27 protein-coding genes and 1 other RNA gene are annotated in these 26,000 nt (G+C 66.9%); 8 read left to right on the top strand and 20 right to left on the bottom strand.

The features are described 5' to 3' along the window. The first annotated feature begins 86 nt into the window (after positions 1 to 86). Positions 87 to 692, top strand: a complete 606-nt coding sequence (locus H5395_RS10005) for an inner membrane-spanning protein YciB (RefSeq protein WP_234450854.1) — start codon at positions 87 to 89, stop codon at positions 690 to 692. Here the strand turns inward: H5395_RS10005 and H5395_RS10000 are convergent. The 4 genes from H5395_RS10000 to H5395_RS09985 all read right to left on the bottom strand — a co-directional run bounded on the left by H5395_RS10000 (position 647) and on the right by H5395_RS09985 (position 3,363). Beyond that, positions 647 to 1,657, bottom strand: a complete 1,011-nt coding sequence (locus H5395_RS10000) for an alpha/beta fold hydrolase (RefSeq protein WP_182792427.1) — start codon at positions 1,655 to 1,657, stop codon at positions 647 to 649. The two genes, H5395_RS10005 and H5395_RS10000, sit on opposite strands and share 46 nt — an antisense overlap. A 150-nt stretch (positions 1,658 to 1,807) precedes the next feature. Then, on the bottom strand, positions 1,808 to 1,975 hold the full coding sequence (rpmG, locus tag H5395_RS09995) for a 50S ribosomal protein L33 (protein ID WP_011750518.1): 168 nt from the start codon (positions 1,973 to 1,975) through the stop codon (positions 1,808 to 1,810). 127 nt (positions 1,976 to 2,102) lie between these two features. Beyond that, positions 2,103 to 2,498: RNase P RNA component class A (gene rnpB / locus H5395_RS09990), an RNA gene on the bottom strand. A 43-nt stretch (positions 2,499 to 2,541) separates the two neighbouring features. Further along, positions 2,542 to 3,363: a thioredoxin family protein gene (locus tag H5395_RS09985; protein WP_182792426.1), complete on the bottom strand. Its 822-nt coding sequence runs from the start codon at positions 3,361 to 3,363 to the stop codon at positions 2,542 to 2,544. A 288-nt stretch (positions 3,364 to 3,651) separates the two neighbouring features. Between H5395_RS09985 and acnA the strand changes: the two genes are divergently transcribed. After that, positions 3,652 to 6,435, top strand: a complete 2,784-nt coding sequence (acnA, locus tag H5395_RS09980) for an aconitate hydratase AcnA (protein ID WP_182792425.1) — start codon at positions 3,652 to 3,654, stop codon at positions 6,433 to 6,435. Between the two features lie 254 nt (positions 6,436 to 6,689). Then, the gene (locus tag H5395_RS09975; RefSeq protein ID WP_182792424.1) at positions 6,690 to 7,589 is read left to right on the top strand and encodes a calcium-binding protein; all 900 of its coding nucleotides are present in this window, start codon (positions 6,690 to 6,692) and stop codon (positions 7,587 to 7,589) included. Between the two features lie 43 nt (positions 7,590 to 7,632). Here H5395_RS09975 and H5395_RS09970 read toward each other — a convergent pair whose 3' ends face one another. From H5395_RS09970 to yajC, 9 genes are all read right to left on the bottom strand, one after another. Beyond that, a complete protein-coding gene (locus tag H5395_RS09970) occupies positions 7,633 to 8,178 on the bottom strand; it encodes a DsbE family thiol:disulfide interchange protein (RefSeq protein ID WP_182792423.1) in 546 nt (181 codons plus the stop codon). Then, entirely contained in the window at positions 8,171 to 8,317 is a 147-nt protein-coding gene (gene ccmD / locus H5395_RS09965; protein ID WP_182792422.1) for a heme exporter protein CcmD, read from the bottom strand. The genes H5395_RS09970 and ccmD overlap by 8 nt, the downstream gene beginning before the upstream one ends. Continuing rightward, on the bottom strand, positions 8,314 to 9,039 hold the full coding sequence (locus H5395_RS09960) for a heme ABC transporter permease (RefSeq protein ID WP_182792421.1): 726 nt from the start codon (positions 9,037 to 9,039) through the stop codon (positions 8,314 to 8,316). The genes ccmD and H5395_RS09960 overlap by 4 nt, the downstream gene beginning before the upstream one ends. A gap of 42 nt (positions 9,040 to 9,081) precedes the next feature. Next, positions 9,082 to 9,738: a heme exporter protein CcmB gene (gene ccmB / locus H5395_RS09955; RefSeq protein ID WP_182792420.1), complete on the bottom strand. Its 657-nt coding sequence runs from the start codon at positions 9,736 to 9,738 to the stop codon at positions 9,082 to 9,084. A gap of 89 nt (positions 9,739 to 9,827) precedes the next feature. Next, positions 9,828 to 10,460: a heme ABC exporter ATP-binding protein CcmA gene (gene ccmA, locus H5395_RS09950; RefSeq protein ID WP_182792419.1), complete on the bottom strand. Its 633-nt coding sequence runs from the start codon at positions 10,458 to 10,460 to the stop codon at positions 9,828 to 9,830. Beyond that, on the bottom strand, positions 10,460 to 10,813 hold the full coding sequence (locus H5395_RS09945) for an Mth938-like domain-containing protein (RefSeq protein ID WP_182792418.1): 354 nt from the start codon (positions 10,811 to 10,813) through the stop codon (positions 10,460 to 10,462). Before H5395_RS09945 ends, ccmA begins: the two co-directional genes overlap by 1 nt. Continuing rightward, positions 10,813 to 11,808 (bottom strand): protein translocase subunit SecF, encoded by a 996-nt coding sequence (gene secF / locus H5395_RS09940; protein WP_182792417.1) that lies wholly within the window; start codon positions 11,806 to 11,808, stop codon positions 10,813 to 10,815. Before secF ends, H5395_RS09945 begins: the two co-directional genes overlap by 1 nt. Before the next feature lie 10 nt (positions 11,809 to 11,818). After that, positions 11,819 to 13,483 (bottom strand): protein translocase subunit SecD, encoded by a 1,665-nt coding sequence (gene secD, locus H5395_RS09935; RefSeq protein WP_182792416.1) that lies wholly within the window; start codon positions 13,481 to 13,483, stop codon positions 11,819 to 11,821. Between the two features lie 12 nt (positions 13,484 to 13,495). Beyond that, positions 13,496 to 13,831 (bottom strand): preprotein translocase subunit YajC, encoded by a 336-nt coding sequence (gene yajC, locus H5395_RS09930; RefSeq protein ID WP_182792415.1) that lies wholly within the window; start codon positions 13,829 to 13,831, stop codon positions 13,496 to 13,498. Positions 13,832 to 14,040: 209 nt separating this feature from the next. Here yajC and mazG point away from each other — a divergent pair, with 209 nt between their 5' ends. Continuing rightward, positions 14,041 to 14,838 carry a nucleoside triphosphate pyrophosphohydrolase gene (mazG, locus tag H5395_RS09925; protein ID WP_182792414.1) on the top strand — a complete coding sequence of 266 codons (798 nt, stop codon included), beginning with the start codon at positions 14,041 to 14,043 and terminating at the stop codon, positions 14,836 to 14,838. A 110-nt stretch (positions 14,839 to 14,948) separates the two neighbouring features. After that, on the top strand, positions 14,949 to 15,656 hold the full coding sequence (locus H5395_RS09920; RefSeq protein WP_182792413.1) for an intradiol ring-cleavage dioxygenase: 708 nt from the start codon (positions 14,949 to 14,951) through the stop codon (positions 15,654 to 15,656). On the opposite strand, the gene dusA is transcribed toward H5395_RS09920, so the two are convergent. Continuing rightward, positions 15,657 to 16,586: a tRNA dihydrouridine(20/20a) synthase DusA gene (gene dusA / locus H5395_RS09915; RefSeq protein ID WP_370576432.1), complete on the bottom strand. Its 930-nt coding sequence runs from the start codon at positions 16,584 to 16,586 to the stop codon at positions 15,657 to 15,659. A gap of 257 nt (positions 16,587 to 16,843) precedes the next feature. On the opposite strand from dusA, the gene H5395_RS09910 reads away from it, so the two are divergent. Together H5395_RS09910 and tpiA are read left to right on the top strand one after the other, a co-directional pair. Then, positions 16,844 to 17,221: an iron-sulfur cluster assembly accessory protein gene (locus H5395_RS09910; RefSeq protein WP_182792411.1), complete on the top strand. Its 378-nt coding sequence runs from the start codon at positions 16,844 to 16,846 to the stop codon at positions 17,219 to 17,221. Between the two features lie 225 nt (positions 17,222 to 17,446). Beyond that, positions 17,447 to 18,193: a triose-phosphate isomerase gene (gene tpiA, locus H5395_RS09905; protein WP_182792410.1), complete on the top strand. Its 747-nt coding sequence runs from the start codon at positions 17,447 to 17,449 to the stop codon at positions 18,191 to 18,193. Positions 18,194 to 18,226: 33 nt separating this feature from the next. Here tpiA and H5395_RS09900 read toward each other — a convergent pair whose 3' ends face one another. The 3 genes from H5395_RS09900 to H5395_RS09890 all read right to left on the bottom strand — a co-directional run bounded on the left by H5395_RS09900 (position 18,227) and on the right by H5395_RS09890 (position 21,086). After that, positions 18,227 to 19,324, bottom strand: coding sequence for an ABC transporter ATP-binding protein (locus tag H5395_RS09900; RefSeq protein WP_182792441.1), 1,098 nt, complete (start codon positions 19,322 to 19,324; stop codon positions 18,227 to 18,229). 89 nt (positions 19,325 to 19,413) lie between these two features. Then, positions 19,414 to 20,220, bottom strand: coding sequence for an ABC transporter permease (locus tag H5395_RS09895; protein WP_182792409.1), 807 nt, complete (start codon positions 20,218 to 20,220; stop codon positions 19,414 to 19,416). Further along, positions 20,217 to 21,086 carry an ABC transporter permease gene (locus H5395_RS09890; protein WP_182792408.1) on the bottom strand — a complete coding sequence of 290 codons (870 nt, stop codon included), beginning with the start codon at positions 21,084 to 21,086 and terminating at the stop codon, positions 20,217 to 20,219. The genes H5395_RS09895 and H5395_RS09890 overlap by 4 nt, the downstream gene beginning before the upstream one ends. 219 nt (positions 21,087 to 21,305) lie before the next feature. Between H5395_RS09890 and H5395_RS09885 the strand changes: the two genes are divergently transcribed. After that, on the top strand, positions 21,306 to 22,430 hold the full coding sequence (locus tag H5395_RS09885; protein ID WP_182792407.1) for a TRAP transporter substrate-binding protein: 1,125 nt from the start codon (positions 21,306 to 21,308) through the stop codon (positions 22,428 to 22,430). 110 nt (positions 22,431 to 22,540) lie between these two features. Here the strand turns inward: H5395_RS09885 and H5395_RS09880 are convergent, their stop codons facing one another. From H5395_RS09880 to H5395_RS09870, 3 genes are all read right to left on the bottom strand, one after another. Continuing rightward, positions 22,541 to 24,652 carry a TRAP transporter large permease subunit gene (locus H5395_RS09880; RefSeq protein ID WP_255440595.1) on the bottom strand — a complete coding sequence of 704 codons (2,112 nt, stop codon included), beginning with the start codon at positions 24,650 to 24,652 and terminating at the stop codon, positions 22,541 to 22,543. After that, the gene (locus H5395_RS09875) at positions 24,649 to 25,314 is read right to left on the bottom strand and encodes a TRAP transporter small permease subunit (RefSeq protein WP_182792406.1); all 666 of its coding nucleotides are present in this window, start codon (positions 25,312 to 25,314) and stop codon (positions 24,649 to 24,651) included. Before H5395_RS09875 ends, H5395_RS09880 begins: the two co-directional genes overlap by 4 nt. Positions 25,315 to 25,553: 239 nt before the next feature. Next, positions 25,554 to 26,000 carry a hypothetical protein gene (locus tag H5395_RS09870; RefSeq protein ID WP_182792405.1) on the bottom strand — a complete coding sequence of 149 codons (447 nt, stop codon included), beginning with the start codon at positions 25,998 to 26,000 and terminating at the stop codon, positions 25,554 to 25,556.

Below are 26,000 nucleotides of genomic sequence, written 5' to 3'. Positions count from 1 at the left end.
ATGTGATGCAATTCAACGGGTCGGGTTGATCCGAAACGATGGTATCCCTTAGATGGTTGCCGTCCCTTACCCGCGAAAGGCAGCCCATGTCCCCCAAGTTCAAGGCCGCGCTCGACTACGGGCCGCTGATCGTCTTTCTGGCGGTGTTCCTGCTTTACCGCGACCGGACGGTCATGTTGTGGGGGCAGGAATATCCCGGCTTGATTCTCGCCACGCTGGTCTTTGTGCCGCTGACCATCGCCGCCAATGCCCTTCTGTGGTCGCGCACGGGCGAGTTGTCGGTGATGCAGCTTGTCACGCTGGTGGTGGTCGTGGTCTTCGGCGGGCTGACCGTCTGGCTGAACGACCCCCGCTTCATCAAGATGAAGCCGACGCTGATCTACCTGACCTTTGCCGCGCTGCTGGGCGTCGGTGCGGCGCTGGGCCGCAACTGGCTTGGCCTTGCGCTGGGCGAGGCGATCCCACTGTCGCCCGAGGGCTGGCGTATCCTGACCCACCGGATCATCTGGTTCTGCCTCGGCCTTGCGGCGCTGAACGAACTGATCTGGCGGACGCAGAGCGACACCGTCTGGGTCGTCTTCAAGACCGTCGGGTTGATCGTCCTGACGATGCTGTTCTTCGTCCTGAACGCCCGTGTCTTCGGGCGCTATGCGCTTTCGGCCCCGAAGGATAGCGGTCCCGGCGTCGGCTGAGGCGCCCCTGCGGCGAAGGGCGGCGCCAGAAGCCGCGACCAGCGCCGCGACGGCTGTTCGGGGCGGCAGCGCGCCAGCGAGGCCAGCGGCAGTTCCGCCGGCGTGCAGAGGATCGCGCGCCAGACGTCGAACAGCCCCCGCCGCAGATAGGGCGACCAGTGGCAGGCCCGGCTCGCCCCGCGCGCAATAGGGAAACCCAGCGCCCGCAGCCCGTCCAGCGTGCTGTCATCGTCGATCTGCAGGTCGAGCCAGTTCCCCCGCGGCCGGTCCAGCCCGAAGCCGAGCGCGCTGTGACGCCCGGCTGAAAGCAGCAGTTCCAACCCCAAGTCATAGGGGTCGTTCTCGCGCGAGGTAACGTTGACGACATCGGCCAGCATCCCGGCGGGACTGGCGATGGCGGCCTCGGCATCGTGGCGCAACTCGGCCGCGCTCAGCAGGATGACCCGGCCGACCGCGCCAGGCGTCGCCCGGCGCAGCGCCGACAGCGCCACCCTGCCCCCCAGCGAATGCCCGATCATCGCCACGGGGCGCTGCGCTGCCAGCGCCAGCCGGTCGATCAGTCCGGCAAGATCGGCCCCTACCCGCGAGGCCCGGGCATGGGCCTGCCGGAACCGCCCGAGCGCGGGCCAGCCGTGGGCGATGGCAAGCCCTTCGTCGCCATCCGCGGTGAACCCCAGCGCCGCGGGCCATGACACCGCCCGCCGTGCCCGGGGATCGGGATCAAGTGACAGGATGTGCCTGTGCGGCGAGGTTTCCGCGCGTTCGGGCGAGAAGCGATAGCCGTGCAGCATGATGATGATTGGTGCGCCGGGTGGCAGGCTGGCCGCGCGGGCCCACAGGTCGGGTCGTGCCCCTGCTCCGCTATCCAGCGCGATCAACGCCATGGCTGCCTCGTCCTGCCGCGAGGCCGTGATGCCTGCCCGCTGCGACCGCAGGATGACGCGCCGGTGCAGGTTCGGTGACAAGGAAGGATCAGACCGGCGGCAAGCCCGCCTGCGGCTCAGGGGCGTTGGCCGCGGCCCTGGTTTCACGAGGCTCTGGTCTGCGGCCAGGAAAAGGAAAACCGCGCCACGGCAGCAGCCGGGCGCGGTTCTGGTCGTTCGGAAAAGGAGATCTTACTTGATCTTGCCTTCCTTGTATTCGACGTGCTTGCGCACGACGGGGTCGTATTTGTTGACGGTCATCTTCTCGGTCATGGTCCGGGCGTTCTTCTTGGTGACATAGAAATGCCCGGTGCCCGCCGTCGAGTTCAGCCGGATCTTGATCGTCGTCGGCTTCGCCATTGGTCCTGCTCCTGCTTCGGGGCGGGCCGTAGGCCAGTCCGATAACCCCGTGAAATTCCTGAAGCCCGCCTTTTAAGGCCAGCGCGCCCCGAGTCAACCGGATTCTGCGTGAAAGCCCATGGAAATCATGCGCGGATGGCCTGTAAGCCGGGTTCTGTCCGGGGGTGCCCTTGTAGAGGGGGCGCCCCGTGGATGACCATTCCTCTGGTCCCGCCGTTGCCGACGGGCTCTAGCTGCCAACCCGGATCTGCTGGGGCGCAGGCGGCCCTGCGGGGCCAGGCCCCGCGCGCGATCCCTATTCGGCATTGCTCCTGGTGGGGCTTGCCATGCCGGTGCGGTTGCCCGTCCCGCGGTGGGCTCTTGCCCCACCGTTTCACCCTTGCCCCCGCAAGCAGGGGCGGTCTGTTCTCTGTGGCGCTTTCCCTGGGGTCGCCCCCGCCGGGCGTTACCCGGCACCATGCCTGCATGGAGCCCGGACTTTCCTCGGAGGGCCGAAGCCGCCCGCGGTCATCCGGCCATCCGCGCTGGCTTCAGATAGAAGCCGCCGGCCAAGCGGTCAAGCCGCCTCAGTCCAACTGGACGGCTGCCAGGATCGGACCCGGCAGCCCGCCTGCCAGCGCCTGCTGGACAAGGATCGCGTGCCGCGTGTCGTCGGGATAGGCGTCGTTCGGATCGTTGCCCGCCCGCACGGTCAGCCGCAGCGGCTCGCGCGCAGGCCACAGGGTCACCGGCTCGGTCCCGACCACGATATTGCTGTAGACGATGCTGCGGCCGCGATTTTCGCCCGCCTTCACCAGCACCGTGCGATGCGGCAGGTAGCGCACCAGCGTCACCTCGACCCCACCGGGGATCGGGGCGCGGGGGGTCAGGTCGATGACATGCCCGTCGCCCGCCTCGGTTGCCGTGACCATGACCACTGGCGGACGGGCGTGGTGTTCGTCGATCAGCGCCATCAGCGCCGCGCGATGCAGGGTCAGCACCGTGTCCTGCCCGTCCACGATGATCTGCGGCGTATAGACCCCGCGCTCGCCCGCCACGGCGGCATAGCCTTCCTGCCGGGCAGCATGCTCGGGGCGGCCGAACTCATCCGTCCAGCCGAGATAATCCCAGTAGTCGACGTGCCAGCTGAGCGTCAGGACACCCGGCTGTTCGGCCAGCGAGGCGACCAGCGCATCGGCCGGCGGGCAGGACGAGCAGCCCTGCGAGGTGAAAAGCTCGATCACCACCGGCGGATCGCCGACCAGCCCGACCCGCCCCTGACCCGGCGCCACGCCCGCCGCGGGGGGGTGGCGTTCGGGCACCAGCGAAAAGGCGCCCTCGGGGATCTGGGTTCCGGCTCCTTCGGGCGCCTCGATCAGCGCGACTTCTGCGGGGGCGGGACCGGCCATGACCGTGAGGGCAAGGCCGAATGCGGCCGCAAGCCGGACAGGACACAGGGAAAAAGTTAACGGCAACATCATCATTGCCGATCGGAGTAGGCCAGCAGGGCGGGCAAGGCCAAATCAAGGCTTCGTTAGCATCCGGGCATAGCGGGCCCACTTGCAAGTTCCGACGATTATGTATACCGTCGCATACAATCAATTGCGCCCCCCTGACTCGTCCAGAGCGCTTGCACCGCAGGACGAGTCGGGGCAATTCGGGCGTCGTCTGCCACCTTGTCCCTGAGGAAGCTTGCCATGCCCATCGTCACCGGAACAGACACAGCCAAGACCCGCCGCGACCTGACGGTCGGCGGGAAGACCGTGGCCTATTACTCGATCCCCGCCGCGACCCAGGCGGGACTGGGCGATTTCTCGAAGCTGCCGGCCTCGCTGAAGGTCGTGCTTGAAAACATGCTGCGCTTCGAGGACGACGGCTTCACCGTCAGCGTGGACGACATCAAGGCCTTCGCCGAATGGGCGCAGAACGGCGGCAAGTCCGACCGCGAGATCGCCTATCGTCCGGCCCGCGTGCTGATGCAGGACTTCACCGGCGTCCCGGCGGTTGTGGACCTTGCCGCGATGCGCGACGGGATCGTGGCGCTGGGGGGTGACGCGCAGAAGATCAACCCGCTGAACCCGGTCGATCTGGTCATCGACCACTCGGTCATGGTGGACGAGTTCGGCAACCCCCGCGCCTTCCAGCGCAACGTCGATCTGGAATACGAACGGAACATGGAACGCTACCAGTTCCTGAAATGGGGCCAGGGCGCGTTCAACAACTTCCGCGTGGTGCCGCCCGGCACCGGCATCTGCCATCAGGTGAACTTGGAGTATCTGGCGCAGACCGTCTGGACCGACACCGACCAGGACGGCAAGACCGTGGCCTATCCCGACACGCTGGTGGGCACCGACAGCCACACCACCATGGTCAACGGCCTTGCCGTGCTGGGCTGGGGCGTCGGTGGGATCGAGGCCGAGGCCGCGATGCTGGGCCAGCCGATTTCCATGCTGATCCCCGAGGTCGTCGGCTTCAAGGTGACGGGCGCGCTGCGCGAGGGCGTGACCGCGACCGACCTCGTGCTGAAGGTCGTCAAGATGCTGCGCGACCACAAGGTCGTCGGCAAGTTCGTCGAGTTCTACGGCGAGGGGCTGGACAACATGCCGCTGGCCGACCGCGCCACCATCGCCAACATGGCGCCCGAATACGGCGCGACCTGCGGCTTCTTCCCGATCGACGACGAGACCCTGCGCTACCTGCGCCAGACCGGCCGCGACGAGGACCGCATCGCGCTGGTCGAGGCCTATGCCCGCGCCAACGGCATGTGGCGCGAGAAGGGCTTCGAGCCTGTCTTCACCTCGACCCTGCATCTCGACCTGGACGACGTGGTGCCGGCGATCTCGGGGCCGAAGCGCCCGCAGGACCACGTCGCGCTGGATGCCGCCGCCCAGACCTTCAAGGATTACATCGGCAGCCTGCCGCCCGCGCCGACGGCGCCCGTCCAGCAGAAGGCGAAGATGACGGCGGAAGGCGGCGCACCCATGCCGCACCCCGACGACATCCCGGGCGGCGACCGGGACGGCTCGATTGCGCGTGCCGCGGTCGAAGGCAAGGATTACGCGCTGCATGACGGCTCGGTGGTGATCGCGGCGATCACCTCCTGCACCAACACCTCGAACCCTTACGTGATGATCGGAGCGGGCCTTGTCGCCCGCAAGGCGCGGGCGTTGGGGCTGAACCGCAAGCCCTGGGTCAAGACCTCGCTGGCCCCTGGATCGCAGGTGGTCAGCGAATACCTGAACGCCGCCGGCCTGCAGGAGGATCTGGACGCGCTGGGCTTCGACCTCGTGGGCTTCGGCTGCACCACCTGCATCGGCAACTCGGGGCCGCTGGAGCCGGCGATTTCCAAGGCGATCAACGACAACGACCTGGTGGCCGTGTCGGTGCTGTCGGGCAACCGCAACTTCGAGGGGCGGATCTCGCCTGACGTGCGGGCGAACTACCTGGCCAGCCCGCCCTTGGTCGTGGCCTATGCCATCGCGGGCGACATGAACATCGACATCACGACCGAGCCGCTGGGCACGGGCAAGGACGGCCAGCCCGTCTTTCTGAAGGACATTTGGCCGACCTCGCAGGAGGTCAGCGACCTTGTCCACAAGGTCGTGACCCGCGAGATGTTCCAGAAGAAATACGCCGACGTCTTCAAGGGCGACGAGCGCTGGCAGGCGGTCGAGACCACGGACAGCGAGACCTATGACTGGCCGTCGACCTCGACCTACATCCAGAACCCGCCCTATTTCCGGGGAATGTCGCAGGAACCCGGCGTGATCTCGGACATCGAGGGCGCGCGGGTGTTGGCGGTCCTCGGCGACATGATCACCACCGACCACATCTCGCCCGCCGGCTCGTTCAAGCCGACGACCCCGGCCGGGAAATACCTGATCGAGCGTCAGGTCGCGCCCGCCGACTTCAACAGCTACGGCTCGCGCCGCGGCAACCACGAGGTCATGATGCGCGGCACCTTCGCCAACATCCGCATCAAGAACGAGATGCTGGAGGGCGTCGAAGGCGGCTACACCAAGGGCCCGGACGGGCAGCAGGCATCGATCTACGACGCCGCGATGGCGTGGAAGGACCGGGGCGTTCCGCTGATCGTGGTGGGGGGCGTCGAATATGGCGCGGGTTCCAGCCGCGACTGGGCGGCCAAGGGCACCAACCTGCTGGGCGTCAAGGGTGTCATCGCCGAAAGCTTCGAGCGCATCCACCGTTCGAACCTCGTGGGCATGGGCGTGATCCCCTTCGAGTTCACGGGCGGCGACAACCGCAAGACCCTGGGCCTGAAGGGCGACGAGGAAATCTCGATCACCGGGCTGGCAGGCGACTTCAAGCCGCTGGCGCTCGTGCCCGCCACGATCCGCTACGCCGACGGGACCGAGAAGACCGTGCAGCTCAAGGCGCGCGTCGATACCGAGGTCGAGATCGAATATCTCAAGAACGGCGGAGTCCTGCACTACGTGCTGCGCAACCTTGCCAAGTCCTGAGCCTGTCAGGCAGCCTGTCTGGACATATCATCAAGGCCCCGGGAAACCGGGGCCTCTTTTCTGGGCCTTTCCGGCGTCCTGAATGCACGACGGATACCGCAGGCGAAAACAGGAACGCCTTCTTCCCATCACGGGTCAGAACCCCTCTATCGCCGGTCAGCAAACACCCGCCGGTCGCAATGGCGTCACGGGAATATTTTTCTCCGTGATACGTTGTCTTCGTGACCACACCCGGTCAGGCAAGGAGAATCGGCATGGCGATCATCAACGGAAACGACAGGGCGAACACTCTTTACGGCACCCCGCTGGGCGACCTGATCCGCGGGTTCGACGGTGACGACCGTCTTTATGGCCGCGCAGGCAACGACACCATCCATGGCGGCGATGACGATGACCGCATCTGGGGTGAGGCAGGCAACGATCTCCTCAACGGTGGCGACGATGAGGACTCGATCTGGGGCGGCACCGGCAACGACACCATCAATGGCGGCGACGACGACGACCGCCTATGGGGTGACGCTGGTAACGACCTCCTCACCGGCGGCGATGGCGAGGACTCGATCTGGGGCGGCGATGGTAATGACACCATCACCGCTGACGACGGCAACGACTATATCCACGGCGGCCTCGGGAACAACCTGATCAATGCCGGAGACGGCAACGACACGATCTGGTCGGCCTCCGGTTCCGACACCATCAACGCGGGCGATGGCAACGACTGGATTTCCTCGGGCGCGGGCGGCGACCGGATCTTCGGGCTGGATGGCAACGACACCATCGACTCGGGCGCGGGCAACGACATCGTCATCGGCGGAGAGGGTAACGACCGCATCCGCGGCGGCGGCGGCAACGACGACCTGGCCGCGGGCGAAGGCAGCGACACGCTGGACGGCGGCGGTGGCAACGACATGCTGCGGGGCGGCGAGGGCGACGACCTGTTCATCTTCAACGCGGGGCAGGACACAATCCGCAACTTCGACAGCGAGGATGACAGGATCGACCTGCGCAGCTTTGCCGGACTGGACAGCTTTGCCGATGTGCGGGACCACCTGAGCCAGTCGGGCGGGCACGTCTATTTCCGCGATGGCTCGGCCTCGCTGAAGATCGAGTGGACCTCGCTGGCAAGCCTCGGGTCCGACGACTTCATCTGGTGATCGGGGGGCCGGGAGCCGGGGGTGCAGGCAAGGCGCTGCGCCCTCAGCTTCCGGCGGCCAGTGCCTTGTCCAGTTCGGGGCGGAAGCGGTCGGTGTAATCCTCGCGCACCAGCGGCCCTGCGTGGCGGTGCAGGATGTTGCCCTCGCCGTCCAGGATGAAGGTCTCGGGCGGGGCGGTCACGCCCCATTCGATCGCCGTGCGGCCCTGCGGATCGGTGGCGATCGCGGCGAAGGGATCGCCATGTTCCGACAGAAAGCGCAGCGCCGCAGGTTCAGGGTCCTTGAGATCAATGCCGACGACCTTGATGCCCTCGGCCGTCAGGGCCTCCAGCGTGGGATGCTCGGCCCGGCAGGGCGGGCACCAGCTTGCCCAGAAGTTGACAACCGTCACCTCGCCCGTCCGCAGGTCGGCGTCGGTCAGTTGCGTCTTGCCGGACAGCGTGGTCGCGGAGACCGGCGGCGCCTGCCGCCCCACGAAGGCCGAGGGCAGTTCGTTCGGATTGTCCCGCCCCATGCCCCACAGGAAGATGGCGGCAAGGCCCGCGAAGGCCAGCGGCGGAATGGCGACAAGCGGAGAGATCCTAGCCACGGCGTTCCACCTTCTCCAGCGCACGACGCGCCCGTGCTGCGGCGATCAGCGTCTGGGCGATCAGGCCCACGATCAGCACGCCGGAAATGCCCCAGGCGGTCAGCACCGGGACTGCGTGGCGTCCAAGCTCGGTCATCATGCGCGAATCTCCCTTGCCAGCAGGGCCGCGGTGCGGCGGCGGCGGATCTCGGTGCGGGTGCGGATCAGCAGCAGCGTGACGAACAGAAGGAAGAACCCCAGCATGCAGGCATACAGCGGATAGCTGTAGACCGAACTGATCCGGTCACCCGGCGCCACGCTGATGGTTGCGCCCTGGTGCAGCCCCTGGTTCCAGAAGTTCACCGCATAACGCGACAGCAGCGCAAAGACCGAGCCGACGAGGCACAGAACGCCCGTCAGATCGGCGGCGTTGTCAGGGTTCTCGATCGCCGACCACAGGGCCATGTAGCCCAGGTAGAACAGGAACAGGATCAGGAACGAGGTCAGCCTCGGGTCCCATTCCCACCATGTTCCCCAGGTCGGCTGGCCCCAGACCGCGCCAGTGACCAGCGCCATCAGCGTCATCACCGCACCGATGGGCGCTGCCGCGCGGGCGGCCAGCGCGCTGACGTGGTGGCGGCGGACCAGCCAGATCAGCGAGGCGACCAGCATCATGATCCAGATGTTGATCGCCATCATCGCGGACGGGACATGCAGGAACATGATCTTGACGGTCGCGCCCTGCTTGTAGTCCTCGGGCGTCATCCAGCCCCAGACCAGCCCGATGGGCAGGCAGATGGCCGTGGCCCCGATGATCCACGGCAGAACCGCACCGGAGGTCCGCATGAACTTGACGGGGTTGGCATATTCCCAGATCGACATGGTCTTTCCTCTAGCCGCCCAAGGCGGCGCCGTGAAGTCCCCTCACCGCAGGTTGACCCGCAGGGCACCCGCCGCGGCAAAGGGGATCGCGGCCAGCACAAGAAGGGTGATCCCGGCCAGCAGCACCAGAGGCGTCGTTCCGTCACCGCCTGCGGCCCCGCGTCGCACCGCCTCGGCCCCGAAGATCAGCGTGGGCACATAGAGCGGCAGGACCAGCAGCGACATCAGCAGCCCCCCGCGGCGCAGGCCCACGGTCAGGGCCGCGCCGAAGGCCCCCAGCATCGACAGCGCCGGCGTTCCCAGAAGCAGCGCGGCGACCAGCCAGAGCTGCGCCTCCGAGGGAAGATGCAGCAGGATGCCGAAGACCGGCGCGGCCACGACCAGCGGCAGGCCGGTGGTGATCCAGTGGGCGGCGGCCTTGACCAGCACCGCGCCTTCCATCGGCAGGGGCGCGGTGGCGAGCAGGTCGAGGCTGCCGTCCTCCCAGTCCAGCGCGAAGATGCGGTCCAGCGACAGCAGGCACGCCAGCAGCGCCCCGACCCACAGGATGCCGGGCGCGATCCGGGCCAGCGTGCCCCCTTCCGGCCCGACGCCAAAGGGAACCAACGTGCAGACGATCAGGAAAAAGGCAAGGCCGAGGCCGAAGCCGCCCCCGGCCCGCGTGGCGAGCCTCAGGTCACGGATCAGCAGGGCGAGCATGACGCTCTCACTTGAGGCAATTCATAAAACACCGTTCTCGTTCATGAGGGTGCAATGCCCTCGCCCCCACAGTGAAAGGCCAAGGTCATTCATCCGAAGGCCTCGTCGAAGCTTGCGGGTGCCCGAGAAGGCGCCCCTGCAGTGGCGCGATAGGCGCCCAGGTCCAGCACCCGCGCCTCGGGCAGCCCAAGGTCGATGTGGGTCGCCATCAGCGCCGCGCCCCCTTGCGCCAGATGGGCGCGGACCACTTGCGCGAACAATGCGACCGAACCCGCATCCAGCGAGACGGTCGGCTCGTCCAGAACCCAGACCGCGCGTCCCGTTACCAGCAGCCGCGCAAGGCCAAGCCGACGCTTCTGCCCCGCCGACAGCATCGCCGCCGGTCGCTCGGCCAAGGCAGTCAGGTTCATCGCCTTTAATGCCGGTTCGACGGCAGGTCCGCCGAAGACCTCGCGCCAGAAGCGCAGGTTTTCGATGACGCTCAGCGCGCTTTTCAGCCCGTCGGCATGGGCGGAATAGGCGATCACGTCGGGATCGGTGATGATCTCGCCTTCGGTCGGCGGCTGCAGCCCGGCCACGGTCCGCAGCAGGGTCGTCTTGCCGATGCCGTTGGGGCCGCGCAGGATCAGCGCCTCTCCCCGGTCCAGTACGAAGCTGATCCCTTCGACAGCGCGGCGGCCACCTCGGGACACGGCGAGGCCCCTCGCCTCGACCAGCGGCATCAGACGGGGATCAGCGCGCAGGCGACGCGCCGCCCCTCGGACAGCGTGAGGTTGTAGCTGCGGGCGGCGCTGGGGGTGGACATCGTCTCGACCATCAGCCCCGCGTCTTCAATCGCGGCCATCAGGGATGCGGGCAGTCGCGCGATCTCGGCGCCCATGCCGATGAACAGTACATCGACCGACCCGCCGAGGCCCGTCAGCCCGTCCACGTCATCCAGCCCGCCCCAGGGCCGCAGATCTTCGCCGGCAAGCAGCACCGGGCCATGATGAACCTGACCCGCCACGCGGAAGAAGCCGGGGCCGTAGCCGTCCACCGGAATACCGTCGGGATAGTCGGTTTCGCGCATCGCCATCAGGGCGCGTCCTGAAAGGGCGTGCCCGCCAGTTCGTCCCGCTCGGCCTTCTGCGTCTTCTCGGGCTTGCCCCAGTCGCGGCGCACGCCCAGCCACAGCACGATGCTTTTCGCCAGGTAGACCGTCGAGTAGGCCCCGATGAAGACGCCCAGGAACATCGCGAAGACGAAGTTGCGGATCACGTCCCCGCCCCAGATCAGCAGCGGCGCCAGCGCCAGCGCCGTGGTCATGGCCGTCATGACCGTCCGGGACAGCGTCTCGTTGACCGTCAGGTTCATGATGTCAATCAGCGGCATCGTCTTGAACTTGATCAGGTTCTCGCGCAGCCGGTCGAAGACCACCACCGTGTCGTTGACCGAATAACCGAGGATCGTCAGCAGCGCCGCGATGGTCGTGAGGTCGAAACGCAACTGGAACAGCGAGAAGATTCCGACCGTGATCAGCACGTCATGGATCAGCGCCGTGACCGCGCCCACCGCGAACTGCCATTCGAACCGCAGCCAGATATACAGCAGGATGCCAAGGGCCGCTGCGCTGACCGCGTAGATGGCGGTCATGATCAGCTCGCCCGAGACCTTGGGACCGACCGATTCCACCGCCGCGAAGCTGACATTCGGATCGACCACCTGCAGCGCGGCCTCGATCCGGTTCAGTTCCTCGGGCGTGACCGAGCCGGTGTCGTCGGTCGCGCCGATGCGGATCTGCGCCACATGACGGTCGGCGCCGAAGGTGGGGTCGAAGACCTCGGTGATCGAGACATCGCCGAGATCAAGCGCCTCAAGGGCCTGCCGGTAGTCGCTGACCTCGAAGGCGGTCGAGCTTTCCGCCCGGATCGTGGTGCCGCCCTTGAAGTCGATGCCGAAGTTCAGCCCCATCGTCAGGGCGATGATGACCGAAGCAACCATCAGGACGAAGGAGATGCCGGTGGTCAGCCACTGCCAGCGGAAGAAGTCGATCTTCGTGTTGTCGGGGACGAGTTTCAGACGGAAGGCCATGATAATCCCCTTACAGGACCAGTTCGGTCGGGCGGCGGCGTTCCAGCCAGATTATGATCAGCAGCCGCGTCAGGTAGATCGCGGTGAAGACCGAGGTCGCGATGCCGATGACCAGCGTGACCGCGAAGCCCTTCACCGGCCCCGAGCCGAGGAAGAACATCACCAGCGCGGCGATGAAGGTGGTGACGTTGGCGTCGATGATCGCGCTCATCGCCTCGTTGAAGCCGTCGTCGATGGCCTTCACCACGCGCTTGCCGGCCCGCAGTTCCTCGCGGATGCGCTCGTAGATGATGACGTTGGCGTCCACCGCCGTGCCCACGGTCAGCACGATCCCCGCGATGCCGGGCAGCGTCAGCGTGGCCCCCATCGCTCCCATGATCGCGAGGATCAGGATGACGTTGACGACAACGGCGATCGAGGCGAAGACCCCGAACAGCCCGTAGCTGGCCACCATGTAGGCCACGACCAGAACGGTCGCGATGGTGGCCGCCTTGCTGCCGGCGTCGATCGAATCCTGGCCCAGTTCCGGACCGATGGTGCGTTCCTCGAGGAAGGTCATCTCGGCCGGCAGGGCGCCCGCCCGCAGCAGCACGGCCAGTTGCGTGGACTCCTCAACCGACATCGCGCCCGAGATCTGGCCCGAGCCGGTGGTGATCGCCTGCCGGATCACCGGTGCCGAGATCACCTGTTCGTCCAGCACGATGGCAAAGGGCTGGCCGATGTTGGCCGTGGTATAGGCCCCGAAGCGGCGCGCACCCTGCGGACCGAAGCGGAAATCCACGGAAGGCTGGCCGTTCTGATCGAAGCTGGGCCGCGCGTCGGTCAGGTCCTCGCCGGTGACGACGGGCGCCTCGGCCAGCGTGTAATAGACGCCGGGCTCGTCCATGGACGGCACGACGATGTTGCCAAGGCCCGCCTGCACGTTCGGATCGGTGCCGCGCCCGACGACCGGGTTGAAGGTCAGCTTGGCGGTGGTTCCGATCAGTTCCTTCAACTCCTCGGCCGAGCCGATGCCGGGCACCTGAATCAGGATGCGATCCTGGCCCTGCCGCTGGATCGTCGGCTCGCGGGTGCCGACCTCGTCCACGCGGCGGCGCACGATCTCCAGCGACTGCTGGATGGTGCGGTCGTCGGTCGCGGCCTTTTCGGCCGCCGAAAGCTGCACGATCAGGGTGGGTCCGCTTGCCGTGACGTCGAGGGTCGAGGCCCCTGCCCCCGTCAGCGACACCACCGGCGCCGCGAAGGTCCGCGCGATCTGCACCGCGCGGGACATCTGGTCAGGATTGCCGATCTCGACATGCAACTGGTCAGGAGGCCCCGGAACCCGGCGGACGCCGCCTAAGCTGTCGCGCTCGGCCGCCAGCGCATCGCGCAGTTCCGGCCACAGCGCAGTCATGCGCGACTGATAGACCTCGTCGACATTGATCTCGCCCAGAAGATGCGCCCCGCCCCGCAGGTCAAGCCCGAGGTTCACCAGCGTCGAGGGCAGCCAGTCCGGCCACAGCGACCGGGCCGCCGCCTGTTCGGGCGTCTCGAACCCCGCCCGTCCGGCCTCGACGATGGCGTCGTTATGCGCCTCGACCCGCCCGTAGAACAGGTTGGGCATCGCATAAAGCAGCCCGAGGGCCACGAGGGCGAGGATCAGGATGCGCTTCCAGGTCGGGATCTGCAGCATGGCGGCCGCGCCTTACGCGTTCGCGGCGGCGGGGGCGGTGCGGTTGACCACCTGCGCGATAGTGGGGCGGACGACGCGGATGCGGACGCCGGTGGCGATCTCGACCTCGACCTCGTCGTCGCGCACGGCCATGACCTTGCCGATGATGCCGCCCTGGGTGATGACGGTGTCGCCCTTTTTCAGCGTCTCGATCATCTGGCGGTGCAGCTTCATCTTCTTCTGCTGCGGCCGCATGATCAGGAAATACATGATCAGGAAGACCAGAATCAGCGGGATGAACTGGGCGAAGGCTGCGCCGCCGCCGGCGGCGGGTGCCGCGGCCTGGGCAAAGGCGGGGGAGACGAACATGGGCGATCCTTGTCGAAGGGTCTGGAAGCGCCGGGCCGAAAGGCGCCGGGCGGCGGATTGGCGCGGAACCTAGTCGCGCAAGCAGCCCTTGTCCAGAAACAGCCGCCGCTGTTGGGCCAACGCCAGGTCACGACTGCGGGGGCGGATGGTGGACTCTCTCCCTCCGCTCGTGTCTTTGGGCGGCAGTCTATCTCAGGGAGGCAATCTCCATGTCCGACGCATCCGAGGAAACCCGCCGCCTGATCGCCATCATGGCCGCCCTGCGCGACCCCCGGACCGGCTGCCCCTGGGACATCGAGCAGGACTTCGCCACCATCGCCCCTTCCACCATCGAGGAAGCCCACGAGGTTGCCGACGCCATCGCGCGGCAGGCTTGGGACGAACTGCCGGGCGAGTTGGGCGACCTGCTGCTGCAGGTGGTGTTCCACGCACAGATGGCTTCTGAGAAGGGGATGTTCGATTTCGCCGATGCCGCCCGCGCGATCTCGGACAAGCTGGTGGCCCGCCACCCCCATGTCTTCGGCGACGAATCGCGCGAGAAATCCGCCGAGCAGCAGGTGAAGGACTGGGAGGCGATCAAGGCGCAGGAACGCGCCGCCAAGGCGGAACGCGGCACGCTGGACGGCGTGGCGCTGGGGCTTCCTGCCCTGACCCGGGCGGTCAAGCTGCAGAACCGCGCCGCCCGCGTCGGCTTCGACTGGCCCGCGACGGACCAGGTGCTGGACAAGCTGCGCGAGGAAACCGCCGAGCTGGTCGCCGCCCGCGACAGCGCCGACCCCGGGCATCTCGCCGAGGAATTTGGCGACCTGCTGTTCGTGATGGCGAACCTCGCCCGCCACCTCAGGATCGACCCCGAGGAGGCGCTGCGCGGCGCGAACGCCAAGTTCACCCGCCGCTTCCAGTCGATCGAGGCCGCGCTGGCCGCGCAGAGCCGCCGCCCCCAGGATTCGACGCTGGAAGAGATGGACGCGCTGTGGGACGCGGCAAAGGCGGCCGAGAAGACCTGACCGAAAACCACAACCGCGCGAGATGCGGCGGCGCGGCTTGACTTGGGTCTTCCCAGCTGCCGTCCTGAACCTGCCGCCCGCGGTTGCGGGCCAGCAGCAGAGGCAGCCCCATGGCCCCACATGATCCGACCCGTCGCGCGCTGCTTGCCGCGCTTGCGGCCACGTCCGCCGCGATGCTGGGTGCCCGCCCGACCGTCGCACAGGGGAACGCGGCCGCCTCGGCGGGCCTCATCTCGCCCAATGTCTGCCTGCTTGGCGTCGATGTGACGGAAGGCCCGTTCTACCTTGACCGGAGGATGGTCCGCGCCGACGTGACCGAAGGCAGACCGGGCCTTCCACTGGAGATGGCGGTCCAGATCGTGGACGCATCCTGCCGCCCCATCCCGCAAGCGCGCGTGGACATCTGGCATTGCGATGCGCTCGGCGTCTATTCCAACGTCGCCGGACAGGATACCGCGGGGGAAACCTTCCTGCGCGGCACCCAGATGGCGGACGAGCACGGGATCGTCACCTTCAGGACGATCTATCCGGGCTGGTACCGGGGACGCACCACCCATATCCACCACAAGGTGTATCTTGATGACACCAACGTGCTGACCGGCCAGATCTTCTTTCCCGACACGCTGTCCCGGCGGATGTATGATCAGATGCAGCCCTATGCCGGGCGGCGGGCGGAACGCGACACCTTCAACGGGAACGACGGGATCGCGCGGCGTGCAGGCCCCGGCGCCTTCGCCGGGATGGAGGCGGCGGGCGATGGCTACCGCGGCAGCCTGGTCATCGGCGTGGACCCGCAGGCCACAAGCCGCAGCGCCTGACTAGCCGCTGACCGCGGCCAGCGCGACACCGTAATCCTCAAGCGTTCCGGTCGCGCCGCGCTCGGACAGGATGCGCTTCCACGCCCTGGCGCCGGGACGACCGTGGAACAATCCCAGCATGTGCCGGGTGATCTGGTGCATCCGCCCGCCCGCCCCGATGTGCCGCGCGATCAGTTCGCGCATGGCCAGCGCAGCTTCCACCGGTTCGGCAAAGGGCGGCTCGTCGCCCCAAAGCCGGTCCGCCGCCCCGAGGATGTTCCACGGCTCATGATAGGCCGCGCGACCGATCATGACGCCGTCCATCGCCCCAAGATGCGCTTCTGCCGCCTGCAGCGAGCCGATGCCGCCGTTAACTGACAGGTGCAGCGACGGGAACGCCGCCTTCATCGCATGGACCAGCGGATAGTCGAGCGGCGGGATCTCGCGGTTCTCGCGCGGGCTGAGCCCCTGCAGCCAGGCCTTGCGGGCATGGATGGTGACGCGGCGCACCCCCGCGGCGGCAAGCGTTTCCAGAAAGGCGGGCAGCACCTCGGCAGGCTCCTGCTCGTCCACGCCGATGCGGCATTTCACCGTGACCGCGACGGGGCTGACAGCCTGCATGGCGCCGACGCAATCGGCGACCAATCCGGGGGTCTTCATCAGCACGGCCCCGAAGCAGCCCGACTGCACCCGGTCGCTGGGGCAGCCGACGTTCAGGTTGATCTCGTCGTAACCCCAGTCGGCTGCGATCCGCGTGGCCTCGCGCAGTTCGGCCGGGTCCGAACCGCCAAGCTGCAGCGCCACCGGATGCTCGGCCGCGTGATGGTCCAGAAGCCGCGCACGGTCGCCATGGATGACGGCGGGCGCCGTCACCATTTCGGTATAAAGCAGCGCCCGCCGGCTGAGCAGCCGGTGGAACCCTCGGCAGGCGCGGTCAGTCCAGTCCATCATGGGGGCCACGGACAAACGGGCCGCCCGGACGGCCGGATCGTTGTCGCAGCGGTTCAGGGGCATTCCGACCGTCATCGGTGTATCAGTATGAGGGGGCAGCGGATTGGGCATGAGACTGGCGCATGTAGCAGATGCAGGGCACCGGCCGCAACTCGGCGGCCGATGACAGGCCGCCGGGGTTGATGCGGCCATGCAGGCGCGGCTTGAGCCTGACGCTGTCCCTTCCTATCTTGGTGGCAAGCGCGAAAGGCCTCCTCATGTTCTCGATCCCCGGCAAGTCCCCTGTCACCATCACTCCCGCCGCCGAGGTGCGGATCGCCCGGCTCATGGCCGACAAGGGCGCATCGGGCCTGCGGATCGGGCTGAAGAAGGGCGGCTGCGCGGGGATGGAATACACGATGGAACTGGCCGAGACCGCCCTGCCCAATGACGAGGTGGTGGAACAAGGCGCCGCCCGCGTGCTGATCGCACCCACGGCACAGATGTTCCTGTTCGGCACCCAGATCGATTACCAGACCGGGCTTCTGGACAGCGGCTTCCGCTTCGTGAACCCCAATGTCACCGATAGCTGCGGCTGCGGGGAATCGGTCCGGTTCGAGCCTCTGGAAGGCTCGGCTGCGCGCCGCGACAGCTGAGGGCGGCCCTTCGTCAGCGCCGGAGCCTCCGGCGGGGATATTTCAGGCCGAAAGACGGACTGTGCCTTTCTTGACCGGACGACGCTTCTTCTTCGGGCAAATATCCTGGGATCGTCGTGTACGCCGATGGGGCAACGTCCCTGCGCGGCGGTGACGCGCGGCACGGGGCCTTGATCCGCCTTGACCTGACGGGCTAGGCCAAGGCCGACCTTACAGGAGGATCTGATGTCGCCCCGCAAGCTCGCTGCCGGAAACTGGAAGATGAATGGAACCCTCGCCGCGCTGGCGGAGGTCGAGATGCTGATGCGCGACTGCGCGGGTGCGGGGGTCGAGATGCTGATCTGCCCGCCCGCCACGCTGCTGCGCCCGATGGCCGAGCGCGTCAGGCAAGGCACCGTTGCCGTCGGCGGGCAGGACTGCCACGCGAAGGAAGCGGGCGCGCATACCGGCGACATCTCGGCCGAGCAACTGCGGGATGCGGGCGCGACCCATGTGATCGTCGGCCATTCGGAACGCCGGGCCGATCACGACGAGACGGATGAGGCCGTTTCGGCCAAAGCCGTGGCCGCTCATCGCGCCGGCATCACCAGCGTCATCTGCGTCGGCGAAACCGAGGCGCAACGCGACGCGGGCGAGACGCTGGACGTGATCGCGCGCCAGCTTGCGGGCTCGGTCCCGGATTGCGCCACCGCCGGGAACACCGTGATCGCCTATGAGCCTGTCTGGGCCATCGGCACCGGCCGCACGCCCACGAGCGACCAGATTGCCGAGGTCCATGCAGCCATGCGCGATGCGTTGGTGGCCCGCTTTGGTGACGGGGCCGGGTTCCGCCTGCTTTACGGCGGCAGCGTCAAGCCGTCGAACGCCGCCGAAATCTTCGCCATCGCCAATGTCGACGGGGCGCTGGTGGGGGGCGCAAGCCTCAAGGCCGCGGATTTCGGTCCCATCGTCAAGGCGCTGGACGCCGCCTGAACCCTTGGCACGGCCCGGCGCGCCGGGCCGTCCCTACCGGAACAGGATCAGCGAGCCTGGCGACCAGCTTACGCGAGTGCGGGTGCCGAGGTCCGGCAGGTCGCGACCGAAGACGTTGCGCATCGAGATGCGGACCTGATGCGCCTGGCCGTCGAAGCGGTCGGCTCCGTCCAGCCGCACGTCGTAATACGTCATGTCACCGTAATAGACCATTTCCTCGATCACGGCAGAGGTCTCGCGGTCCGGCGCGGGGGCGTCGCGGGGCAGCAGCGTCACGGCCTCGGGGCGGAAGCCGACCGAGGGGCCGCTGTCGCCCGCATCGGCGCGGCTGACATTGGCGGCGGGGATGTCGAACTCGCCGAAGCCGGGGACATCGACCCTCACCCCCTGCCCCCTTTCGCCCAGGATATGGGCGGGCAGGAAGTTCATCACCCCGATGAAATCCGCGACCCGGCGGCTGACGGGGCGGGTGTAAAGCGCTTCGGCGTTGTCGAGCTGCGCGATCTCGCCCTCGAACATGACGGCGATGCGGTCGGACATGACCAGCGCTTCCTCCTGGTCATGGGTGACCAGCACGAAGGTGATGCCGACCTGCCGCTGCAGCTTGATCAGTTCGACCTGCATCTGCTCGCGCATCTTGCGGTCCAGCGCCGACAGCGGCTCGTCCAGCAGCAGCACCTTGGGCTTGAGGATGAGGGCGCGGGCCAGGGCCACCCGCTGGCGCTGCCCGCCCGACAGCGCGTGCGCCGCCCGCCCGCCGTAGCCGTGCAGGCCGACCATCGCCAGCGCTTCCTCGACCGCCTTCGCCTTTTCGGCGCGCGAGCGAGGATCGCGGCGCAATCCGAAGGCCACGTTCTCGGCCACGGTCAGGTGGGGGAAGATGGCATAGGACTGGAAGACCATGTTCGTCGGCCGGACGTTGGCGGGCACGTTCGCCATGTCCTTGCCGTCGATCAGCACGACACCCGAGCCGATGTCCTCGAACCCTGCGATGGTCCGCAGAAGCGTGGTCTTGCCGCAGCCCGACGGGCCGAGGAGCGAGAAGAACTCGGCCTCGCGGATGGTCAGGTCGATGCCGCGCAGGGCGTGGTAATCGCCGTAATACTTGTGGACGTTCCGGCACTCGATCATCGCCCGGCGCGTCTCAATCGGTGTCGGACGGCCGTGCTCGTCGCGGGCGGGCCCGCCCTCGCGCGCCACAGGCATGGGGTTTCGGGCGTTCAAAGCAACCCTCCGCTGCTCGTCTGGCCGGTGCGGGCGGCGCCGCGACGGCGGAAATATTCTGCGACCGCCAGCAGCGCGATCGAGGCGGCGACCAGCACCGTTCCCAGCGCCATGATCATCGGGATCGACTTGGGGAAGCGAAGCTGGCTGAAGATGTAGGTGGGCAGCGTGGGCTCGTTGCCGGCCAGGAAGAAGGCGATGATGAACTCGTCCAGGCTGATGGTGAAGCTCATCAGCATGGCCGAGATGATGCCGGGCATGACCAGCGGCAGGATGACCAAACGGAAGGCGCTCCATTTCGTTTCGCCCAGGTCGTAGGCGGCTTCCTCGAGCGACTTGTCCAGCGACGAGAAGGCCGTCGTCAGGATCGCCACGGCATAGGGCATGCAGATCAGCGTGTGGCCGATGATGACGGTCAGGATCGACAGCTGCACCCCCGCCGCCAGCAGCACCACCAGCAGCGAGATGCCGACGATGATCTCGGGCAGGATCAGCGGCAGCATGATGAGGCCCAACGCCCCGCCCTTCCCCGGAAAGCGGTAGCGGGTCGAGGCGCGGGCGGCGAAGATCCCGAGGCAGGTCGCCAGCACCGCCGAACTCAGCGCGATGGTCAGCGAGTTCACCAGCGCCCGCCGCAAGGTCGCATTCCCCCACATTTGCCCGAACCACTGGGTGCTGAAGTCCTGCAGCGGGAAGGCGATGATCGTGCCCGAGTTGAAGGCGAAGATCGGCAACAGCAGGATCGGCGCGTAAAGGAACAGCAGGTAAAGCAGCGCATAGGCGCGCAGGCCCCCGCCCCTCATTGCCGGACCCGCAGGAAGCGTCGGTTGAGCAGCAGGAAGATCACCGCCAGCACCGCGACGATGCCCATGGCCGTGACCGCGATGGCCGAACCATAGGGCTTGTTGTCGATGTCCAGCATCTGCGCCTGGATGAGGTTGGCAACCATGGGGATCTTGCCGCCGCCGATCAGGGTCGGGGTGACGTAGTCCCCGATGGTCGGGATGAAGACGATCAGCACCGCCGCCAGGACGCCCGGCATCGCCAGCGGCAGCGTCACCCGCCAGAAGGTCATCAGCCGGCTTTCGCCGAGGTCGCGACCCGCTTCCAGCAGCGAGCGGTCGATCTTTTCCAGCGCCACGTAGATCGGCAGGATGGCGAAGGGCGCATAGGCATGGGCCAGAGTCACCACGATCGACCCGGTATTATACAGAAGGAAGCCCAGCGGCTGCTCGATGACCCCGAGGTTCTTCAGGCCAGAGTTGATGACGCCGTTATAGCCCAGGATCACCTTCCACAGGAAGACGCGGATCAGGTAGCTGGTCCAGAAGGGGATGGTGATGAGGAAGATCCACATCGCCTTGTGCTTCGGCGGCACGACGAAGGACAGGAAATAGGCCACTGGAAAGGCCAGCACCACCGTCACCAGCGTCACCAGCCCCGCCACCCACAGCGACCGCAGCATCAGCGTGCGGAAGATCGGGTCGGCCCAGACGGCGCGGTAGTTTTCCAGCGTGAATTCGCGGATGATCGTCTGGTAGCCGTCCTTGAGAAAGGAAAACGCCAGGATCGTCAGCAGCGGGATGGCCAGCATCACGACGGCATAGACCAGCGGCGGCGCGATCATGCGCAGCCCCTGCCCGGCCTCGCTGCCGTGTGCGGTCGCCATCGTTCCGTCCCTGCCGGTCAAATCGTTTTGCGGCATCGATTCCACAGTCCTGCGCCAAGGGAAAGACGCAATCGCGCGAGCGCGGCCAAAGCCCGAGATGACTTTCCGTCAGGTCGATGCGGCGCCATGTGGACAGACCCCCCGCGCAGATGCAATCTGCGCGCATAAAGCGGGGGCGGCCGGGTCAAGGCCGACATCCGTCACAGAGGAGGACATGATTTGACCGACAAGACCAAACTCGACCGCCGCCGGTTCCTGACGACCGCCTCGCTGGGCGGCGCCGCGGCTGCGGCCGGTGCGACGCTCGCTGCGCCCGCCATCGCGCAGGAGATGCCCGCAATCACCTGGCGCGTTGCCTCGTCCTTCCCAAAGTCGCTTGAAACCATCTACGGCAGCGGCGTCGACGTGTCCGAGCGCGTCAAGGCCATGACCGACGGCAAGTTCACCCTGCAGGTCTTCGCGGCGGGCGAGATCGTCCCCGGCCTGCAAGCCATCGACGCGGCGACCGATGGCACGGTCGAGGTCGCGAACTCGGTCGGCTACTACAGCTGGGGCAAGGACCCGGCCTTTGCCTGCGGCGCCGACCTGCCCTGGACCTTCAACGCGCGCGGCAAGGCCGCCTACAACTATCACGGCGGCGGGATCGACGCGTATAACGAATTCCTGGTCAAGCATGGCCTGATGTGCCTGCCGGTCGGCAACACCGGCGCGCAGATGGGCGGCTGGTACCGCAAGCAGATCACCGGGCTGGCGGACATGCAGGGCCTGAAGATGCGGATCTCGGGCCTTGCAGGCCGCGTGGTGGAAAAGCTGGGCGTGGTGCCGCAGCAGATCGCCGGGGGCGACATCTATCCGGCGCTGGAAAAGGGCACCATCGATGCCGCCGAATGGGTCGGCCCCCATGACGACGAGAAGCTGGGCTTCCAGAAGGTCGCCCCCTATTACTACTATCCCGGCTTCTGGGAAGGCGGGCCGACGGTGGGGATGTTCTTCAACCTCGCCAAGTGGAACGAACTGCCCGAAGTCTACAAGTCGATCCTGCGCTCGGCCTGCCAGGCGACGGACCTGAACACGCTGTCGGAATACGACTTCAAGAACCCGCCCGCGCTGAAGCGCCTGGCGCAGTCGGGCGCTCAGCCCCTGCCCTTCCCCGAGGACGTGATGCAGGCGGGCTTCGACGCCTCGCGTCAGGTTTATGACGAGCTTTCGGCCGAGAACGCCGAGTTCAAGCGGATGTGGGACGCGCAGAAGCCGTTCCTGTCGGACTGGTATCTTTACAGCCAGACCACGGACTACACCTTCGACACGATGATGATGATCCAGCAGCGCAACGGGAAGGTCTAGGCTTCCCGCCTTTGCCGAATGCACCGCCGTCCCTTCGGGGCGGCGGTTTCACTTTGGGTCGCAGGAAGATCGGCAAATGGAAAGGGCGCCTCGCGGACGCCCTTTCCTGTTCAGTTGGCAGCGGGGGCCGGTGGGATCGGGACGGTGATCGTCTCGGTCGTCGCTCCGGTCGCAGCGGACCCGGACTGGCCCGGAGTCGCCGGGGCCGCGCCCCAGTTCGGGGCACCACGCAAGCCACCAGCCGCAGGGGCTGGCGGTGCCGCAGGAACAGCAGGTGCCGCGGCAGGCGCGCCAAAGTTCGGCGCGCCATCCAGGGCCCCAAGGTTCCCAGACGCCGGCGCCGGGACTGCCGGTGCAGGGGCCGCCGGGACAGGCGCGGGCGCAGCGGGCGCACCGAAGTTCGGCGGCGCGCCGAGCCCTCCCAGCCCGCCGGCCGGCGCCAACGGTGCGGTAGGTGCTGCCGCATCCGGTTGGGACGGTGCCGGGGCGGCCGGTGCGCCAAAGGGATTGCCCAGGCCGCCGACGCCACCCGGCGCCGCCCCGGGCGCAGCGGGCGCGCCGAAGGGGTTGCCGCCAAGACCGCCAAGACCCCCGCCAAGACCCCCGCCAAGGTTGCCCGCCGGGAAGCTCACCTCGACATTCGAGGTGTCGATCGCCGGGCCCTTGTAGTGCATGACCAGGCCGGGGAAGGCCATCACGATGCCGACCATCACCAGCTGGATGCAAACGTAAGGCACCGCGCCCCAGTAGATCTGGCCGGTTCGCACCGGCTCCATCATCAAGCCGGTGACCTTGTCCTTGTAGGGGACCTTTGGCGCGACCGACCGCAGGAAGAACAGCGAAAAGCCGAAAGGCGGGTGCATGAACGAGGTCTGCATGTTCACTCCCAGCAACACGCCGAACCAGATCAGGTCGATCCCCAGGCTTTCCGCCGCCGGCGCCAGCAGCGGCACGATGATGAAGGCCAGTTCGAAGAAGTCGAGGAAGAAGGCCAGCAGGAAGACCAGGATCGAGACGACGATCAGGAAGCCATACTGGCCGCCGGGCAGCGAGGTCAGCAGGTGCTCGACCCAGATATGCCCGTTCACCCCGTAGAAGGTCAGCGAGAAGACCCGCGCCCCGATCAGGATGAACATGACGAAGGACGACAGCCGCGTCGTGGCCGTCAGCGCCTGCGGGATCACCCCGCCGCCCAGCCGGCCCTTGGCCCCGGCCAGGATCAGCGCGCCGACGGCGCCCATCGCCCCGCCTTCGGTCGGCGTGGCGATGCCCAGGAAGATCGTGCCCAGCACCAGGAAGATCAGCGCCAGCGGCGGGATCAGGACGATGATGACCTGCTGCGCCAGACGGCTCATCACGTTGGTCTTCAGCGTCCGATCCAGCAGCGCCAGAACGTAGATCACGATCACCGCGGCCGAGGGCGCGAGGATATCCGCGTTGGTGCCGTAGCTCGGATACATCCAGATGAACAGCGCATAGGCCAGCGCACCCGTCAGGCCCAGCGCCACCAGCAGCGAGGTCACGCCGGAACCCAGCGTCCGTGCCTCTTTCGGCAGCGCTGGCATCGAGTTCGGGCGGATGATCGTCATCACGAAGATATAGGCCATGTAGAACCCGGTCAGCACGAGACCCGGGATCATGGCGCCCTTGTACATGTCGCCCACCGACCGGCCGAGCTGGTCGGCCAGAACGATCAGCACCAGGCTGGGCGGGATGATCTGCGCCAGCGTCCCCGAGGCCGCGATGGTCCCCGAGGCGATCCGCCGGTCATAGCCATAGCGCAGCATGATCGGCAGCGAGATCAACCCCATCGCGATCACCGAGGCTGCGACCACGCCCGTCGTCGCCGCCAGCAGGGCGCCGACGATGATGACGGCATAGGCAAGGCCGCCCCGCACGGGTCCGAAAAGCTGGCCGACGGTGTCGAGCAGATCCTCGGCCATGCCGGATTTCTCAAGCACGATGCCCATGAAGGTGAAGAAGGGGATGGCCAGCAATGTCTCGTTGGATAACAACCCCCACAGCCTGTCGGGCATGGCCTGCAGCAGGTTCCAGGACAGGTTGATGTTGCCGCCCGACAGGCGCGCGAGTTCCACCCCGATGACGAAGAACAGCAATCCGTTGGCGGCCAGCGCGAAGGCGACGGGGTAGCCCAGCAGCAGGAACACCACGAGGCTTGCGAACATGATCGGCGCCATGTTCTGCGCGATCAGTTCCATCATTTGCGCGGTCCCCGGTCGGTATGGTTGGTGCTGTGGTCAAGGGGATGGTCGATCTGGTCCGTCAGCGGATGATCAGGATCGGCAAAGCCCGCCTCGGACAGCAGCTTGTCGTCGATAACGACCTCGCCATGGGCCGAGAACTGCGCCTGCGTGTCGGGGATGATGCCGCGCATCACCGCGATCTTCTTGATGATCTCGGATATCCCTTGGAAGAACAGCAGCACGAACCCCGCCAGCAGCAGCGCCTTGGCCGGCCACAGGACCAGCCCGCCCGCGTTCATGGACCGTTCGCCCGAGGCGATCGAGCGTTCCAGCCAAGGCACCATCAGCCAGATCATCAGGATGACGAAGGGCATCAGGAACAGCACATGCCCGATCAGGTCGATCCAGTGCTGGGTCCGGCGCGAGCGACCGCCGTAGATGATGTCGATGCGGATATGTTCGTTTTCCAGCAGCGTATAGGCCGCCGCCAGCAGGAAGGCCGCGCCGAACAGATACCATTGCAGTTCCAGCCAGGCGTTCGAGGAAATCGACCATACCTTGCGGATGATCGCGTTCCCCGCGCTGACAAGCACGGCGACAAGGATCAGCCAGCTCACGCTGCGTCCGATCACCGTGTTGATGCGGTCGATGCCGCGGGACATGGCCAGCAGGCCGCTCATGTCGAGATCCCTCCCCGTCGCTGCCGCTTTGCCTGGGCCTTGGCGGCCTGTTTGATGCGGCCTTGATTGTCGCGCGGATATGGATGAGCAGCCCGGCAGCGGTCAAGCATTTCCGTGGGTCAGGCGATGGGTTGTGCAAACCAAGCGACAGACAGCATGAAGAACTACCGCAGCGCATGATTTCCGCATCACCTGCGACGGCTGAAAGCCCGGTCGGGCCGATCATTCGAGAAGCCCCCTCAGAAGCGGGTCGCCAGGCCGATCTTGAACAGGCAGCCGTCCTCGCGATAGTCCACCTCCGCCTTGGGCTGGTCGTCGGACAGATTGCCGACGCTCGCATGGAACAGCGTGCCGTCGGTCAGATCGCAGCACGCGGCCACGTCCACCATGTAACAGGGATCACTGTTCTGCCCGTCTGGGACTGAGGGCTGCTTGCCCGGACCCAGATCCATGTCATCCTCGACCACATGACCGGCCCGCTTGCCGACATAGATGACCTGACCCGACAGGTTCAGCCGGTCACTCGCCTGCCACGCCAACCGGGTGGCGACGTTCCATCCGGTCGTCGTCGCCATCGGATGGGCGGTGTCGAAATCACCATGCTCGAACTCGGTTTTCGCGATCCAGATGTCCGAGGTCGTCCACAGCAGGTCGTCGTTCAGGTAATGCTCGCCCCCGAACTCCAT

Source organism: Paracoccus sp. MC1854, from assembly GCF_014164635.1.
Classification (GTDB): domain Bacteria; phylum Pseudomonadota; class Alphaproteobacteria; order Rhodobacterales; family Rhodobacteraceae; genus Paracoccus.
The sequence above is the reverse complement of the archived record's forward strand: the minus strand, read 5'-3'. Positions and strand labels throughout refer to the sequence as shown.

Coding starts and splice junctions, on each gene's coding strand:
- H5395_RS10005 (WP_234450854.1), top strand. CDS start 87: ATGTCCCCCAAGTTCAAGGCCGCGCTCGACTACGGGCCGCTGATCGTC.
- rpmG (WP_011750518.1), bottom strand. CDS start 1,975: ATGGCGAAGCCGACGACGATCAAGATCCGGCTGAACTCGACGGCGGGC.
- H5395_RS09985 (WP_182792426.1), bottom strand. CDS start 3,363: ATGGCCGGTCCCGCCCCCGCAGAAGTCGCGCTGATCGAGGCGCCCGAA.
- acnA (WP_182792425.1), top strand. CDS start 3,652: ATGCCCATCGTCACCGGAACAGACACAGCCAAGACCCGCCGCGACCTG.
- H5395_RS09975 (WP_182792424.1), top strand. CDS start 6,690: ATGGCGATCATCAACGGAAACGACAGGGCGAACACTCTTTACGGCACC.
- ccmD (WP_182792422.1), bottom strand. CDS start 8,317: ATGATGACCGAGCTTGGACGCCACGCAGTCCCGGTGCTGACCGCCTGG.
- H5395_RS09960 (WP_182792421.1), bottom strand. CDS start 9,039: ATGTCGATCTGGGAATATGCCAACCCCGTCAAGTTCATGCGGACCTCC.
- ccmB (WP_182792420.1), bottom strand. CDS start 9,738: ATGCTCGCCCTGCTGATCCGTGACCTGAGGCTCGCCACGCGGGCCGGG.
- ccmA (WP_182792419.1), bottom strand. CDS start 10,460: ATGCCGCTGGTCGAGGCGAGGGGCCTCGCCGTGTCCCGAGGTGGCCGC.
- H5395_RS09945 (WP_182792418.1), bottom strand. CDS start 10,813: ATGGCGATGCGCGAAACCGACTATCCCGACGGTATTCCGGTGGACGGC.
- secF (WP_182792417.1), bottom strand. CDS start 11,808: ATGGCCTTCCGTCTGAAACTCGTCCCCGACAACACGAAGATCGACTTC.
- secD (WP_182792416.1), bottom strand. CDS start 13,483: ATGCTGCAGATCCCGACCTGGAAGCGCATCCTGATCCTCGCCCTCGTG.
- yajC (WP_182792415.1), bottom strand. CDS start 13,831: ATGTTCGTCTCCCCCGCCTTTGCCCAGGCCGCGGCACCCGCCGCCGGC.
- mazG (WP_182792414.1), top strand. CDS start 14,041: ATGTCCGACGCATCCGAGGAAACCCGCCGCCTGATCGCCATCATGGCC.
- H5395_RS09920 (WP_182792413.1), top strand. CDS start 14,949: ATGGCCCCACATGATCCGACCCGTCGCGCGCTGCTTGCCGCGCTTGCG.
- dusA (WP_370576432.1), bottom strand. CDS start 16,586: ATGATGGACTGGACTGACCGCGCCTGCCGAGGGTTCCACCGGCTGCTC.
- H5395_RS09910 (WP_182792411.1), top strand. CDS start 16,844: ATGTTCTCGATCCCCGGCAAGTCCCCTGTCACCATCACTCCCGCCGCC.
- tpiA (WP_182792410.1), top strand. CDS start 17,447: ATGTCGCCCCGCAAGCTCGCTGCCGGAAACTGGAAGATGAATGGAACC.
- H5395_RS09900 (WP_182792441.1), bottom strand. CDS start 19,324: ATGATCGAGTGCCGGAACGTCCACAAGTATTACGGCGATTACCACGCC.
- H5395_RS09895 (WP_182792409.1), bottom strand. CDS start 20,220: ATGAGGGGCGGGGGCCTGCGCGCCTATGCGCTGCTTTACCTGCTGTTC.
- H5395_RS09890 (WP_182792408.1), bottom strand. CDS start 21,086: ATGGCGACCGCACACGGCAGCGAGGCCGGGCAGGGGCTGCGCATGATC.
- H5395_RS09880 (WP_255440595.1), bottom strand. CDS start 24,652: ATGATGGAACTGATCGCGCAGAACATGGCGCCGATCATGTTCGCAAGC.
- H5395_RS09875 (WP_182792406.1), bottom strand. CDS start 25,314: ATGAGCGGCCTGCTGGCCATGTCCCGCGGCATCGACCGCATCAACACG.
- H5395_RS09870 (WP_182792405.1), bottom strand. CDS start 26,000: ATGGAGTTCGGGGGCGAGCATTACCTGAACGACGACCTGCTGTGGACG.